This is a genomic window from Amycolatopsis sp. NPDC006125, from assembly GCF_040614195.1.
Lineage (GTDB): Bacteria > Actinomycetota > Actinomycetes > Mycobacteriales > Pseudonocardiaceae > Amycolatopsis_E > Amycolatopsis_E tucumanensis.
Map to the genome: position 1 here is coordinate 20,997 of NZ_JBEXTZ010000029.1, position 13,710 is coordinate 34,706.

At 70.7% G+C, this 13,710-nt stretch carries 14 protein-coding genes; 10 read left to right on the forward strand and 4 right to left on the reverse strand.

Annotated features, from left to right (window positions below; genetic code table 11):
• Positions 1–152: 152 nt before the first annotated feature.
• The 8 genes from ABZ193_RS16945 to ABZ193_RS16980 are packed head-to-tail and all read left to right on the forward strand — an operon-like array spanning position 153 to position 8,513.
• On the forward strand, positions 153–494 hold the full coding sequence (locus ABZ193_RS16945; RefSeq protein ID WP_354710504.1) for an NADH-quinone oxidoreductase subunit A: 342 nt from the start codon (positions 153–155) through the stop codon (positions 492–494).
• On the forward strand, positions 485–1,960 hold the full coding sequence (locus ABZ193_RS16950) for a hypothetical protein (RefSeq protein ID WP_354710506.1): 1,476 nt from the start codon (positions 485–487) through the stop codon (positions 1,958–1,960). Before ABZ193_RS16945 ends, ABZ193_RS16950 begins: the two co-directional genes overlap by 10 nt.
• Entirely contained in the window at positions 1,953–2,876 is a 924-nt protein-coding gene (locus ABZ193_RS16955) for a complex I subunit 1 family protein (RefSeq protein WP_354710507.1), read from the forward strand. Before ABZ193_RS16950 ends, ABZ193_RS16955 begins: the two co-directional genes overlap by 8 nt.
• 16 nt (positions 2,877–2,892) lie before the next feature.
• A complete protein-coding gene (locus tag ABZ193_RS16960; protein ID WP_354710581.1) occupies positions 2,893–3,456 on the forward strand; it encodes an NADH-quinone oxidoreductase subunit J in 564 nt (187 codons plus the stop codon).
• Positions 3,453–3,758 (forward strand): NADH-quinone oxidoreductase subunit NuoK, encoded by a 306-nt coding sequence (gene nuoK / locus ABZ193_RS16965; RefSeq protein ID WP_306996831.1) that lies wholly within the window; start codon positions 3,453–3,455, stop codon positions 3,756–3,758. Before ABZ193_RS16960 ends, nuoK begins: the two co-directional genes overlap by 4 nt.
• Before the next feature lie 4 nt (positions 3,759–3,762).
• Positions 3,763–5,586 (forward strand): proton-conducting transporter membrane subunit, encoded by a 1,824-nt coding sequence (locus ABZ193_RS16970; RefSeq protein WP_354710509.1) that lies wholly within the window; start codon positions 3,763–3,765, stop codon positions 5,584–5,586.
• Positions 5,587–5,602: 16 nt separating this feature from the next.
• Positions 5,603–7,087: an NADH-quinone oxidoreductase subunit M gene (locus ABZ193_RS16975; protein WP_354710582.1), complete on the forward strand. Its 1,485-nt coding sequence runs from the start codon at positions 5,603–5,605 to the stop codon at positions 7,085–7,087.
• Between the two features lie 13 nt (positions 7,088–7,100).
• The gene (locus tag ABZ193_RS16980) at positions 7,101–8,513 is read left to right on the forward strand and encodes an NADH-quinone oxidoreductase subunit N (protein WP_354710511.1); all 1,413 of its coding nucleotides are present in this window, start codon (positions 7,101–7,103) and stop codon (positions 8,511–8,513) included.
• A gap of 85 nt (positions 8,514–8,598) precedes the next feature.
• On the opposite strand, the gene ABZ193_RS16985 is transcribed toward ABZ193_RS16980, so the two are convergent.
• Complete coding sequence (locus ABZ193_RS16985; RefSeq protein ID WP_354710513.1) at positions 8,599–9,126, reverse strand: DUF305 domain-containing protein; 528 nt, start codon at positions 9,124–9,126, stop codon at positions 8,599–8,601.
• Positions 9,127–9,190: 64 nt separating this feature from the next.
• On the reverse strand, positions 9,191–9,598 hold the full coding sequence (locus tag ABZ193_RS16990) for a four-helix bundle copper-binding protein (protein ID WP_354710514.1): 408 nt from the start codon (positions 9,596–9,598) through the stop codon (positions 9,191–9,193).
• A gap of 240 nt (positions 9,599–9,838) precedes the next feature.
• On the opposite strand from ABZ193_RS16990, the gene ABZ193_RS16995 reads away from it, so the two are divergent.
• Positions 9,839–10,708, forward strand: coding sequence for a class I SAM-dependent methyltransferase (locus ABZ193_RS16995; protein WP_354710516.1), 870 nt, complete (start codon positions 9,839–9,841; stop codon positions 10,706–10,708).
• On the opposite strand, the gene ABZ193_RS17000 is transcribed toward ABZ193_RS16995, so the two are convergent.
• Entirely contained in the window at positions 10,697–11,278 is a 582-nt protein-coding gene (locus ABZ193_RS17000; RefSeq protein WP_354710517.1) for an SDR family NAD(P)-dependent oxidoreductase, read from the reverse strand. The genes ABZ193_RS16995 and ABZ193_RS17000 overlap by 12 nt on opposite strands.
• A 153-nt stretch (positions 11,279–11,431) precedes the next feature.
• On the opposite strand from ABZ193_RS17000, the gene ABZ193_RS17005 reads away from it, so the two are divergent.
• Positions 11,432–13,228 (forward strand): VanW family protein, encoded by a 1,797-nt coding sequence (locus ABZ193_RS17005; RefSeq protein ID WP_354710518.1) that lies wholly within the window; start codon positions 11,432–11,434, stop codon positions 13,226–13,228.
• Here the strand turns inward: ABZ193_RS17005 and ABZ193_RS17010 are convergent.
• The gene (locus ABZ193_RS17010; RefSeq protein ID WP_354710583.1) at positions 13,220–13,669 is read right to left on the reverse strand and encodes a DUF2231 domain-containing protein; all 450 of its coding nucleotides are present in this window, start codon (positions 13,667–13,669) and stop codon (positions 13,220–13,222) included. The two genes, ABZ193_RS17005 and ABZ193_RS17010, sit on opposite strands and share 9 nt — an antisense overlap.
• Between the last annotated feature and the right edge of the window lie 41 nt (positions 13,670–13,710).

Sequence of the window (13,710 nt, forward strand, 5' to 3'; positions counted from 1 at the left end):
CACAGGGGAACAAGCCGGCGGCTTGGCGACCCGAGCGAGCCGTTCTTCACTATTAGGGTTACCCCGTAATGGTATAAAGCGTGTCGGCAGGCCGGACGCGTTCCCACCCTCTAGGCTGCCTAGTAGATCGACTTCGACCACAGGAGGGCGCGGTGACTGGTGCGGTTACGGCTCTCGTCGCCGTGGTTGCGCTCGTGGCCGCCATCTACGGCGGCTCGATGCTGGCACGATTGGCACCCACGGCACGCGAGGTCCACCCCTTCCTGTCCGGCGGCGCACCCGCGGAGCACGCCGTGTCGCGGTACCACGTCCGCTGGTACACGGTCACGATGATCTTCCTGGCCTTCGACATGGAAATGGTGTTCATGTACCCGTGGACGCTGGTCGTCTCGGAGGTCGGCACCGCGGCCGTGGTGGAGATGTTCCTCTTCCTCGCGCTGCTGTTCGCAGGCGTCTGGTACGCGTGGCGGGAGGGCGTGTTCCGGTGGACCTGACATCCTGGTTGCTCCGCCGGACGCCCGTGCGACCGCTGATCGCCGCGGCGCCGGGCGGTACGGCCGCGCGCCTCGCCGCCGAGCGGGAGGCGCGAGTCCGTGGCTGGCGGCCGGCACTCAACCCGGCTGAAGCCAACCTGCTGATCGTCGCAGGCCAACCACAGGAGCCGATGGCCGCGGCGGTCGAAGCGGTCTGGCGGCAGATGCCCTTCCCCCGTGTCCGCGCAGAACTCCTCCACGCGGCGGAAGTCGAGGGCGCACTGGACGACGCGGTACGCCGACTGCACTCCGCCGATCACCAGCGCGCCCAGGCGCACCAAGCCCATCCAAACGACCCTGCCGGCCACGAGCACGGTGAGCACCCCGATGCCCACGGCGCTGAGACCCACACCATGGACCACGGACACGGCGAGCCGCACGAAGGCCATCCGCGCGCGGCGCACGGCCACGGTGATCACGGCCCCGCCTCCTCGATGACCCCCCATCACGGCGCCCACGACGACCATGCGCAGCACCACGAGCATGCGTCGCAGGGCCAGGCCGGGCACGAGCAGCACCACCGGGATTCGCCCGCGCACCGCGCCGAGCAGGAACACCACGCCAAGCACGACCAAGGGGGCCACGAGCACGACAGGCCCGCCGGCCCCGATGGGCACGCGGGCCACGGTGACCATGGTGAACACCCCGGCCATGGTGAGCCCATCCAGCACACCGCCCAGGGCAACCACGGCGGGCACGCGGACCAGGGCGGCCACGGCGGGCATGACGATCACGGCGGGCACGGCGGGCACGCGGGCCACGACATGAGCGGCATGGAGATGCCTGGCGGTATCCCGATGGCCGACCGCTCGCCGGACCGTGACGGGCTGCAGCTGGATCAACTGCACGTGCAGCTCGGCCCGATCCTGCCGGCGTGGCCGGAGGGGCTGGTGGTCCGCACGGCGCTCCAGGGCGACGTCATCCAGGAAGCGACTATCGACTTGCTTCCAGCCCCGCGCGGGAGCGACCCCTTCTGGTCGTCGCTCGCGGAGGGCGTGCCCGGCACGGCGGCGCGGCGACTCGACAGCTGTCGCCGGCTGCTGACCGTCGCGGGTTGGGAGGAGGCGGCGGTCGTAGCGGCCCGGTTGCGGGACAGCGCCCTGGCAGGCGAGCGGATCGACCCGGAGTTCTCCCGGTGGGCACGCCGGGTCCGCAGATCACGGGTCTTGCGGTGGTCGCTGTCCGGCGTCGGGGCGCTCGACGAGCCGGGGTCTCCGCTGGCCGGAGATGCGATGGACCGGTTGACGCGGTGGCTCCACGACGCCGAGGCGGAGCTGCGCGACGGCGTCGCCGCGAACGCGGAGGATCCGGTCGGGGCCCTCGAGCGCTTGCCAGGCCTGCTCGCCGGTAGCGAGTTCGCGGCCGCTCGGCTCATCGTCGCCAGCCTGGATCCGGAACTCGAGCGTGCGCGGGTGGCCCATGGTTGAACAGCTCCCGTTCTGGGGCGGCCTGGTGTTGCCGCTCGTCCTGGTGTTGCTCGTCGCGGCCGCCGCGGCCTGGGACTCGGTGCTCGCGTCCCAGGCGGCCGGAAGCCGGAACGGCGCACTCATCGAGCCGTTTCGCGCCGTGGCCGGGCTGCTGGTCCAGCAACGGCGCCGGACGCTCGCGGCGGACCTCCTGCTGTCGCGCGGCGGTGCGCTCGCCCTCGTCGTCGCCGGCTTCCTGGCCTCCTTGGTGACACCGCTGGGCCGGTGGGTGGTGGCGGATTTCTCGATCGGAATCGTGTGGTTCAACGCCATGGAGGCGGTGGCGTGGGCCGCGGTGTGGCTCGTCGGGTGGGGCGCCAACTCGGCGTTCGGCCTGATCGGCGGGTACCGCTTCGTCGCCCAGGGCCTGGCCTACGAGCTGCCGCACATGTTCGCGTTGATCACCGCCGCGCTGGGCGCGGAATCGCTGCGGGTGGCGGATGTCGTGGCGGCCCAGGACGAGCTGTGGTTCGTGGTGTGGATGCCGGTGGCCTTCGTGGTCTACCTGCTGTCGGTGCTCGCGATGGCGTTCTGGGGACCGTTCGACCAGGCTGTCGGGCCGGACCTCGCCGGCGGAGCGTCGGCCGAGCTGTCCGGTGTAGACCGGCTGCTGTTCGAGGCGGGGCGGTGGCTGCTGCTGGTGTCGGGTGCGGCCTTCGCGGTGCCGTTGTTCCTGGGCGGTGGCGCGGGGCCGCTGCTGCCGGACTGGTTGTGGTCGCTGGTGAAGACCGCCGCGGTGCTGGCGGTGCTGGTGTGGATCCGTCGCCGGGTGCCGACGGTGCGGATGGAGCGCTACCAGGAGATCGCCTGGATCGTGCTGATCCCGCTGACGTTGGTGCAGGCGCTCGTGGTGTCGCTCGTGGTGCTTGCCCGGTGAGAGAGGAGCGCACGTGATGTGGGCACAGATCGCCTTCTGGGTCTGCGCCGTCGGCTCGGTCGTCACCGGGGTCGCGGTGTTCCGTGTGGATTCGATGGCGCGGGCGACGTTCGCGTTGCTGGCGTCGTTCGTCTTCGCGGCCGGGACGGTGCTGCTGCTGAACCTGGCCTACCTGGGGGTTCTCGTGATCCTCATGATGATCATGGAGATGGTCGTCATGGTCGTGTTCATGATCATGTACATGATGAACCCGGCCGGGTTGATGCCGATGACCATGGTGCACAACCAGAAGGGCTCCCTGGCGATCGCGGGCGCGGTGTTCGCCGCGCTCGCGGCCGGGATCTTCCTGATCCCCTGGCCGACCTCCGGTGAGCCGCGCCCGGAGGACACGACCCGCGCGCTCGGCGAGGCGCTGATGGGCTCGAAGATGCTGGTGATGATGGTGCTCGGGCTGTGCCTGTTCGCCACGATGGTGGCCACGGTCGTCCTGGCGGCGCACCGGGGCCGCTACGACCGCTACGGTGACCGGCTCGACGCCAAGCGCCCGCACGATCCGGTGCGAGGGGGCTTGAACCGGTGATCCTGCAACAGTTCCTGCTCCTGGCCGCGGCGTTGTTCAGCGTCGGCCTCTACGGCGCGCTGTCCCAGCAGTCCATCGTGATGATCATGATGGGGCTGGAGCTGATGGCCAACGCCGTCATCGTGGCGGCGTCGGCCTACTGGTACTTCGCCTCGCCCAGCCGTCCCGACGGCCAGGTCGTCGTGGTCGTCGCGCTCGTGCTGATGGCGGTGGACATGGCGATCGGGTTCGCCGTGACGACGGCGATCTTCCGGCGGCGGGACGTGGACATGACCGACTCCGCCGCCGACCTCAAGGGCTGATCCGATGACCCTGTGGTTGCTCATCGCGCTGCCGTTCCTCGCCGGAACGGCCCTGTTGGTGTCGGGACACCGGGCCGACCGGCTCGCCCCGTGGGCCGGGATCGCGACAGCGGCGGTCACCGCGGTTCTGGCGATCGTCGCCGCGGTGAGCGCGCCCGAGGTGTCGATGCCGTTCCTGGCCGGCCTGCGGATCGGGCTCGGCGTGGACGGCCTGTCGGCAGTCATGGTGGTCACCGTGGCGGTCGTCCTGGTCGCGGTACTGGTCTTCGCGGCGGGCGAGTTCGGCGCTGCGGAGTCCCGCGCTCGTTTCCACGGGCTGATGCTGGTCTTCGCGGGCGCGATGCTCGTGACGGTCACTGCCCGCGACCTGATCGTGCTGCTCATGGCCTGGGAGGTCGTGGGGGCCTGTTCGTACGCGCTGATCGGGTTCTGGTGGCGCGAGGAGCGCCGCGCGGGCTCGGGCGTGGTCGCCTTCCTCACCACCCGGGCCGGGGACCTGGGGTTGTACCTCGCGGCGGGTGCCGCGCTGGCGGGCGGGGTCGGCGGGCTCACCCTGGCCGGGTTGCCCGCCGCGGCGGGCGGCTGGCGGGACGCCGTCGCGGCCGGGCTGGTGCTCGCCGCGCTCGGCAAGTCCGCGCAGTTGCCGTTCAGTTTCTGGCTCTCCCGGGCGATGGACGGCCCGAGCCCGGTGTCAGCATTGCTGCACTCGGCGACGATGGTCGCGGCGGGCGCGTACCTGCTGTTGCGCGTGGAGCCCCTGCTGGCCGTGACGGGCTGGGCCGCCACGGCCACCGCCTGGATCGGGGTGCTCACCGCGCTGGTGCTGGGCGCGATCGCGGTGGCCCAGCGCGACCTCAAGCAGGTGCTGGCCGCGTCGACGTGCTCGCAGATCGGGTTCATGGTGCTCGCCGCGGGCACCGGCGGTGTGGCGGCCGGGACCGGGCAGCTGGTGGCGCACGCCGCGACGAAGAGCCTGCTCTTCCTCGGCGCCGGGGCGTGGCTGGTCGCATTGGACACCAAGGATCTCGCGCGGCTCAAGGGAGCGGCGCGACGGTTCCCCGTACTCGGGTCGGTGTTCACGGTCGGCGCGCTGACCCTGGCCGGTATCCCCCCGCTGTCGATCTGGGTGACGAAGGACGCGGTCCTGGCGAGCGCGCTGGCCGGCTCACCCGCCCTCTACGTCGTCGGCCTGGCGGCCGCGCTGCTCAGCGGAGCGTACGTGGGCCGCGTGCTGGCGGTGCTCTGGCTGCCCGCCGAACCGGATGCGGTCCGGCCGTTGAACGCTTGGCTCCTCGGCCCGTTACCGGTGCTCGCGCTGGCCGCCACGGTGCTCGGGATCGTAGGCCTGCCCGGGCCCGCGCGCTGGTTCGCCACGCTGCTGGGCGCGGCCGAGGTCCCCGAGACGTCCTGGCTCGAACTGGTCGTCTCCGGGGCGCTCGCGATCGCCGGTGCGCTGGCCGCCGCCTCGTGGACCCGGGCGGAGAAGCTCGCGGCGCCCGGCCTGTTCGCCGGCTGGCTCGGGCTCGAACGCCTCACCCGGCTCGTCGTCGTGACGCCGACGGTGCGGCTGGCCGACGGTCTCGCCCGCTTCGACGACCGGGTCGTCGACGGTGGGGTGCGCGCGGCCGCCGCGACCGCCGGTGCCCTTGCCCGCCTGACCGACCTGCGGGTCGAGTGGTCGATCGAGGGCGCCGTCCGTGCGGTGGCCAGGGCGGCGCGGTCGCTCGGGCGGCAGGCGCCCCGGCCGCAGACCGGCCAGCTGCACCACTACTACGCCCAGGCCGCGGTCGGGCTGGGCGTCCTTGTCCTGTTGTTGATCGTGCTGTGACGAACGTGAGGTGAACGTGCTCAGCGTCGTGGTGTTCCTGCCGCTGCTAGCGGCGGTGGTGCTGTTCGCGGTGCCGCGCGTGCCCGACCGGTTCGTCCGGTGGTGGTGGGTGTCCGTCTCGGCCGTGGAGTTCGCCCTGGTCATCGCGTTGTGGGCCGGGTACCCGGGCGGGGACGGCTACGCCTACGAGGTGAACCTGCGCTGGATACCGAGCGTCAGCTCCGGCTACCACCTCGGGGTGGACGGGCTGAGCCTGCCGCTCGTGGCGCTGACCGCCGGCCTGTTCCTCGCGTGCGCGGTGTACTCGCTGCGCCAGGACAAGCGGGTGCGCTCCTTCGCCGCGCTGTTCCTGTTCCTGGAGACGGTGAGCCTGGGGCTGTTCGTCGCCCTGGACCTGATCCTGTTCTTCGTCTTCTTCGACCTCTCGATCGTAGGGATGTACTTCGTGATCGCGGGCTGGGGCCACCGCGACGCCGCCCGTGCCGCCGTGAAGTTCTTCCTGTACACCTTCGTCGGCTCGCTCGCCCTGCTGGTCGGGTTCATCGCGCTCTACCTCGCGGCCTCCCCGCACACCTTCGACATCGTGGAGCTGACCCGGCAGATGCCGCTGGCCGGTGGCGGATGGGCCGCCGGGCTGGTGCTGCTCGCGCTGGGCCTGGGATTCGCGATCAAGACCCCGACCGTGCCGTTCCACACCTGGCTGCCGCCCGCCCACACCGAAGCCCCCGCGGCCGGGTCGGCGATCCTGGCGGGCGTCCTGCTGAAGATGGGCACCTACGGGTTCGTGCGCATCATGATGCCGATCCTGCCCGATGCGTGGCGCCGCTACGCCGTGGTCGTCGTCGTGGTCGGCGTCGTCAGCGTCCTCTACGGCGCCCTGGTCGCGCTGGCGCAGCGGGACTTCAAACGGATGATCGCCTACACCTCGGTCAACCACATGGGCTACATCATCCTCGCGGTCGGCGCCGCCGGACTGGTCGCCGACACCGCCGCCGAGGCGCGCCAGCTCGCGGTCACCGGAGCGGTCACCCAGATGGTCAGCCACGGCCTGGTCACGGCCGCGCTGTTCCTGCTGGCCGGGGTGCTCTACGACCGCGGCGGCACCTACGACATGTCCCGCTACGGCGGGCTGGCCGCCAGCGCGCCCCGCTTCGCCGGGCTCACCGCGGTCGCGGCGTTCGCCTCGCTCGGCCTGCCCGGGTTCTCCGGGTTCATCGCCGAGTTCCAGATCTTCACCGGCTCGCTCGGCGCGACCCCGGTCGCCACCGTCCTGGCGTTCCTCGGCATCCTGGTCACCGCCGCGCTGTTCCTCCGCGCGTTCCAGCGGATCTTCCTCGGTCCCAGCCGCTCCCCCGAACCCGCGGCCGACCTCACCGTCGCGGAGGGCGTCTCGATCGCGCCACTGCTGGTGCTCGCCGTCGTCATCGGCGTCTTTCCGCGATTCCTGCTCGACCTCATCGAACCGGCATCGCGCGCGGTCCTCGACCTGATGGCCCGGTGATCCTGCCGTGGAGATGATGAACGAAGACCCGTCCGCGCTGCTGCCCGAGATCTTCCTCGCCGTGGCCGCGGTCGCCGCCCTGCTGCTGGGGTCCTACCTCCCCCGGCACCGGCAAGGGCCCGTCCGTCTGGTCACCGCCCTCGCCTGCCTCGCCGGGCTGGTCGCGACCGTGGTGACCTGGGGGCACGACGAGACGGTGTTCGGCGGCAGTTACGCGATCGACGTCGCCACCAACGCCGCGCGCGTGATCGTGCTGGTCGCCGTGCTCATCACCCTCGGCATCAGCGCCGGCGAGTTCCGGGCCGTGCCGCGGGAGTCCGAGCTGTACGTCCTCGTGCTGCTCGCCGCCCTCGGCACCGTGCTGCTGGCCGGGGCGAACGACCTGATGCTGCTGGTCGCCGCCTTCCTGATCGCCAGCATCCCGCTCTACGCCCTGGCCGGGTTCGCGAAGGACGACACCGGCACCGAAGCCTCGCTCAAGTTCTACCTGCTCGGCGCCTTGCTCGGCATCGTCATGCTCGCCGGCGCGACCGTCCTGTTCGGAGTCGGCGGAGCCAGCGCCTACGCCGAGATCGGGGAATCGCTCGGCGCCGCCCCGGTCGCCGCCGTGGCCGCGGGTTTCGTCGGGGTGCTCGGCGGGCTGCTGTTCAAGATGGGCGCGGTGCCGGCGCACTTCTGGGTTCCCGACGCCACGGAGGGCACCAAACCGCCGGTGGCCGCGTTCCTGACCACCGTGCCCAAGATCGGCGCGGTGATCGCCGCCTACCGGCTGGTGTCCTCCGCCCTGGCGGACTCGCCCGTCGACTGGGCGCTGCTGCTGGCGATCATCGCCGCGGCCACCATGACCCTGGGCAACCTCGCGGCGTTCTTCCAGCACAACGTCCGCAGGCTGCTCGCCTACTCCACCATCAGCCAGGTCGGCTACCTGCTGATGGCCGTCACCGCCGCGCTCCGCAGCGACCTCGCCCTGCCCAGCCTGCTGCTGTACGCCGCCGCCTACGCCATCACCAACCTCGGCGCGTTCGCCGTGGTCTGCGCACTGCCCAAGGCCGCCGTCATCGAGGACTACCGCGGCCTGATCCGCCGCCGCCCCTGGCTCGCCGTCAGCCTCGTGGTGTGCCTGCTCGGGCTCGTCGGGACCCCGCCGACCGGGGTGTTCGCGGGGAAACTGACGGTGTTCACCGCCGCGTTCGACGGTGGCTACGCGTGGCTCGTCGTGATCGCCGCGATCAACACCGTGGCCAGCCTGTTCTACTACCTGCGCTGGATCGCCCCCGCCGTGCGCTCGGGGGTCTCCCCCGCCGCCTCGGACGTCGACCGGTGGTCCGCCGGCACCGCCTATGCCGGTGCCACAGCCTCTGTGGTGCTGGGCCCGCTGGCCGGTCCGCTGCTGACCGTGTTCGGCGGGAGCCTGATCGTGATGTGACAACGGTGAACGCGGGAGCGGGGCCCGGCCTGTCCCTGGAGCCGGGCCCCTTCTTCTCGCAGTTCCCGGCAGCAGCCGGGGTCCGCTAGCCGAGTGCCGCGAGCAGGTCGTTCATCCGGGTGATCTCACGGCTCTGGTCGGTCTTGGTGGTGCGTGCGATGTCGAGTGCGAACCGGTCACGACCGTGTTCGAGTTCGTCGATCGCTTCGGCGACAGCCTGGCCGTGGTGGGGGCGCATCATCATCAGGAACATGCGATCGACCATGGCGCCCTCCGCGCCGCGAAGCATCTGCAGATCCTGCTGCTCCATCTCCCGCACCGGCGCGGGCGGTGGCTCGGGCTTCGCGCCGTGCCGGCTCAGCCAGGCCTGCATCTGCCGGATCTGCCCGCTCTGCTCCTCGGCGATGTGCGCCGCGAGTTGCCGCACCTCGGCGTTCGTCGCCTTGGCCTGGGCAACCTCGGCCATCTCGACGGCCGTCTGGTGGTGCGGTACGAGCATCGCGATGAAGCTGATGTCATGACCGGTGACGCGGTCGTTGCCCTTGGCGTTGTTCGAGGTCGAGGCGCTCGCCGCCGGTGCGACCACCAACGCCGCCGCGGCCAGCGCGCCCACGACGAGACGGATGCGGCTTGGAGCGATTCGGAAACGCATGCGATCTCCCTTTCGGATGGAGGGCTCAGCCCAGTGAGGCAATGAGGGTGCGGCACGCCTGCTCGCAGCGGCGGCATTCATCCGCGCAGACACGGCAGTGGTCGTGGTGCCCGGCATGCCGGGCGCACTCGTCACCGCACGCCTTGCAGGCAGCCGCGCAGGCTTCGAGGATCGAGCGGGGGAGGTTGGCGTCGTAGCCGGTGTGCCGCGACAGTGTCCGGCCGGTGGCGTCGCAGATGTCGGCGCAGTCGAGGTTGCCGCGAATGCATTTGGTCAGTTCGGTGACCTTTTCCTCGCTGAGACAGGCGTCCGCGCACGCGCTGCACGCCTGAGCGCAGCTGAAGCACGCGTCGATGCACCGCGCCAGCGCCTCCCGGTCCACGCCACCGAGATCAGCCGGGTAGGCGCCGAGCATTTCAGCACTCCTGGTCATCAGGTCTCCTATCCAGAGTCGTAGCCGTGCGGCCGGTCGCCCGGGTACCCCCTCGAACGCGGGCCACACACATCGGCGAAATGACCCTTGCGTCCGGAACATGTCGCCATGGGAAGCCTCAACCCGTTGCACCGGAAGGATCTCGCGACAGATCGAGCGGATGACGTAACAAACTACTATGCTCGATAGTCTTAAACAGGGTAGGAGTGGCGGCTCAGCCCAGTGGACGATGGAGGACCGATGGCACTCTCCAACCAACGGCGATCGGACCAGCGAGCCGCGAACACCCGCGACGACGCCGTCCGCGACCAGTACGCCGACGCCTCCGCGGCCACTGGTTACGTCGCGGCTCACGAATCAGGACCGTCCACCCGGTACTTCTTCTCGCGCCTCCACGTCGTCGACGAAGCCCTGGCGCCGGTCGCCGGCGAGCTCCTGGACGTCGGTTGCGGCCCCGGCATCCTGATCAGTCATCTCCTCGCCACCCGGCCCGGGGACTTCCGGATCACCGCGTGCGACCGTTCCCCCGCGATGATCGAGGCCGTCGCGGAACGCACCGGGCGCGCCGGCGTCCGCCTCTCGGTCGCCCGGATCGAGGACATGCCGTTTCCGGACGACAGCTTCGACGTCGTCGTGGCCATGGGCGTGCTCGAGTACGCCGACGTCCCCCAGGCGCTGCGGGAATTGGCCCGCGTCGCCCGGCCGGGTGGCCTCGCGGTCGTGACCATGCTCAACCCCTTGAGCCCCTACCGAACCTTCGAATGGTGCGTCTACTGGCCGGCACTGCGCCTGCTCGGGCGGATCGAACGGCTGCTCGGGGTTCCTTCCGAGAAGCGGCACGGAGTGCCGAGGTCCGGGATCCGCGCGCTGCGCGTGAGGCGCCTCCGTCGCATGTTGCGGGACGCGGGGTTCCACCCGACGGACCTCGTCCACTACGACGTGACACCGTTCCTGCCACCCCTGGACAAGATCATCCGCCGGTGGCGGCAGGGCTGGCGGCACCATCCGGAGAAGACCGTGAGCCGCGGCGCGAGCCGATGGCTGGGTACCGGCTACCTGGTCACCGCACGCCGGGTGGACCAGCACCCCCGCGGGCGGCTATCGGAGTGATGTCACCGAACGCACTGCGGCTGCGATCGACTCGACGCGATCGGAGCCCGTCGAACCTGCGGTGGCATCCCTGGCCGGGTCGATCACCGTCACTCGAACCCCGTGCCGCTCTTCCTCCTCGCGCAACGCCTCGGTCAGCACCGAAAGCGCGGCCCTGCTGCCCACATAGGCCGCCCGGTTCTCCGGTGAGTCGGTGCTCCTCGCCGAGTCGATCACGATCACGTGCCCACGCGCCGCTCTCAACGCAGGCAACAGCCGATGCGTGAGTTCGGCGAAGTCGAACAAGTTCGCCTGGTACAGGTCTCGCCATACTCGTGCGCTGGTGTCCCGCAGCGGACCGTCGGCGAAGACATCGGCACAGTGCACCAGGATTTCCACGCCTGCCGGCACAGGGTCGAGTTCCGACCACGGCCGGCCGGGCGGACAGACAGCCGCCGCAGGGGACGCCATGGCACCGGCCACCCAGACCTCGTGGCTGCCGGCCAGGGACCGCACGATGGTCCCGACGAGTCTTCGGTTGTCGCCGATCACCACGGCCACCGGGCGGGAACCCATCGCTGTCGCCTCCATGAGGCCGAAAATCCGAACGTAGCATCGCCGGAAGCCCGCCGCACCTGTCTGCACCTGGAGTGCCGAGCAGGCAACTACCTGTGATAGTAGTTACCAGCTGTGGCCCGACATCGGGGCAGCGGGCCGGGATCAGGGGAGACAGTGGTTCCTTCGATGGACGATGCGGACAGGACTGCCGACGACCAGGGGCGCGGCGACCAGACCGCCTACCTGCCCCTCGCGGGCAGCGTGAGCGATTCTCAGCCGAAGCAGCGGCCCTGGTGGCGCAGGCCCGCGGCGATCGCGGGCGCGGCAGTGGTGGTCGTGCTCGGGGTGCTGTATCTGCTCGACCTCACCGTGACCGGCGGCGAAGTCCCGCGCGGGACGGTCGTGGCGGGTATCCCGGTCGGCGGCATGAGCACCTCCGCGGCCGAGCAGAAGCTGCGTGACGAGCTGACGCCGCGGCTCACCCGGCCTGTCCAGGTCGTCGCCGGAACGGCCGAAACCCAGTTCCTCCCGGCGGACGCCGGAATCAGTGTCGACTTCGCCGCCACCGTCGCCCAGGCCGGGTCCCAGCCGCTCAATCCCTGGACCCGCCTGACCTCGCTGTTCAGTGACCGCGATCTCGACATCGTGGCCACGGTGAGCGAGGACGGCCTGGCCGGGACACTGGGCAAGCTGAAGAGCAGCGTCGACCGGCCGGCCGTCGAGGGCGACATCCGCTTCGACGGGTCCACCGCGATCCCGGTGGACCCCCAGCCCGGCCAGGTGCTCGACACCGACAGCGCGCAGCAGGCGTTGCTCACCGGGTGGGCCCGCTCGTCCCGAGTGGAGCTGGCGGTGCAGGAGGTACGACCGAAGGCGACGCGGGAGGGCGTGCGAGCCGCCCTGGCGCAGGTGGCCGAACCCGCCGTCTCGGGACCGGCCGGCGTCCGCGGCGACGGCCGCATCGCCACCGTGGAGCGACGACGCATCGCCGCCGCGTTGTCCTTCCAGCCCGCCGAGGACGGCTCTCTCGTGGCCCGGCTGGACAAGGCGAAGCTGGACGCTCTGGTCGATCAACTCGCTCCGACCGAGAAACCCGGTCAGGACGCGCGGATCAGCTTCGACACCGGCGCGCCCACCGTGGTGCCCTCCAGCGACGGCAGGGTCATCGACTGGGACCAGACCCTCGCCGGGCTCCTGCAGGCCATCAGCCGGGGCGGCAACCGGACGACCGACGCCCGGTACGTCACCACTCCCGCGAAGATCACGACCGAGCAGGTCCAGCAGGCTGGGATCAAGGAAGTGATCGGCGAGTTCACGACGGGCGGCTTCGCCCAGGACTCTGGCGTCAACATCCGGGTGGTCGCCGAGAAGGTCAACGGTGCGGTCGTCCTGCCCGGGAAGACCTTCAGCCTCAACGGGTACACCGGACCCCGCGGCGCCCCGCAAGGCTACGTGGAAGCGGGCGTGATCGAGGACGGTGTCCCGGCACGCGAGGTGGGCGGCGGAATCTCCCAATTCGCGACGACCCTGTACAACGCCTCCTACTTCGCGGGCATGACCGACGCCGGCCACAAGGAACACAGCTTCTACATCAGCCGTTACCCGGCGGCGAGGGAGGCGACCGTGTTCCAGAGCCCGGACGGCAGCAGCGTCATCGACCTGAAGTTCAGCAACGACTACCCGACCGGCGTGGCGATCCAGACCATCTGGACCCCCAAGTCGATCACGGTGCGTCTGTGGGGCACCAAGCACGTGACGGTCGAGTCCGTGCCGGGCCCGCGACGGGACTACGTCAACCCGACGACGGTCACCAAGCCGGCGGGTACCCCGTGCAAACCGGTGCAGGGCCAGCAGGGCTTCACGGCATCGGACACGCGGATCATTCGCGACCTCAGCGGCAAGGAGATCAGCCGCAGCACCCGGACCGTCCGCTACAACGCCGAGCCGAACGTGGTCTGCTCGGGTCAGCCCGGCTCATCGTGACGCGGCCCGGATGGCCGCACCCGTTCCCATCGTGACCACCAGCACCGCGGCGTTCACGAGGGAGAACACCAGGAGACCGGCGGGAACCGGCCGGTCGGGCGGTGCGCCCAGCCGCATCAGGTAATCCAGCATGTACAGCACGATCACAGCACCGGCGAGCATCAGGTGGACGACGAAACGCCGGTGAGCCACGGTGCCGACCGGGATCGGGAGCGACTCGACGAACCCGGCCAGGCCGGCGACCACCGCCGCGAGCAGGCCGATCGCCACCAGCCAAGTCGACGCGGTGGTGAACTCCGCCGGCCTGCCGGCCGACCGGGAGGCGACGTCGAACACCGCGCTGGCCACCCAGCACCCGATCGGCAGCGTCACCAGCAACGGGTGCAGCAGGACCTTCCGGCGTCGGCCGGGTGGAGTGGCGGGTTCCGGCTGGGAGGGCATTTCCACCTGGTCTCCCCGACGTCAGAAACGGACAGCGTGGT

Excerpts from the sequence above, each read along its gene's own strand:
- ABZ193_RS16995 (WP_354710516.1), top strand. The coding sequence starts at position 9,839 with ATGGCACTCTCCAACCAACGGCGATCGGACCAGCGAGCCGCGAACACC.
- ABZ193_RS17000 (WP_354710517.1), bottom strand. The coding sequence starts at position 11,278 with ATGGAGGCGACAGCGATGGGTTCCCGCCCGGTGGCCGTGGTGATCGGC.
- ABZ193_RS17005 (WP_354710518.1), top strand. The coding sequence starts at position 11,432 with ATGGACGATGCGGACAGGACTGCCGACGACCAGGGGCGCGGCGACCAG.
- ABZ193_RS16955 (WP_354710507.1), top strand. The coding sequence starts at position 1,953 with ATGGTTGAACAGCTCCCGTTCTGGGGCGGCCTGGTGTTGCCGCTCGTC.
- ABZ193_RS16970 (WP_354710509.1), top strand. The coding sequence starts at position 3,763 with ATGACCCTGTGGTTGCTCATCGCGCTGCCGTTCCTCGCCGGAACGGCC.
- ABZ193_RS17010 (WP_354710583.1), bottom strand. The coding sequence starts at position 13,669 with ATGCCCTCCCAGCCGGAACCCGCCACTCCACCCGGCCGACGCCGGAAG.
- ABZ193_RS16980 (WP_354710511.1), top strand. The coding sequence starts at position 7,101 with ATGATGAACGAAGACCCGTCCGCGCTGCTGCCCGAGATCTTCCTCGCC.
- ABZ193_RS16990 (WP_354710514.1), bottom strand. The coding sequence starts at position 9,598 with ATGACCAGGAGTGCTGAAATGCTCGGCGCCTACCCGGCTGATCTCGGT.
- ABZ193_RS16960 (WP_354710581.1), top strand. The coding sequence starts at position 2,893 with ATGTGGGCACAGATCGCCTTCTGGGTCTGCGCCGTCGGCTCGGTCGTC.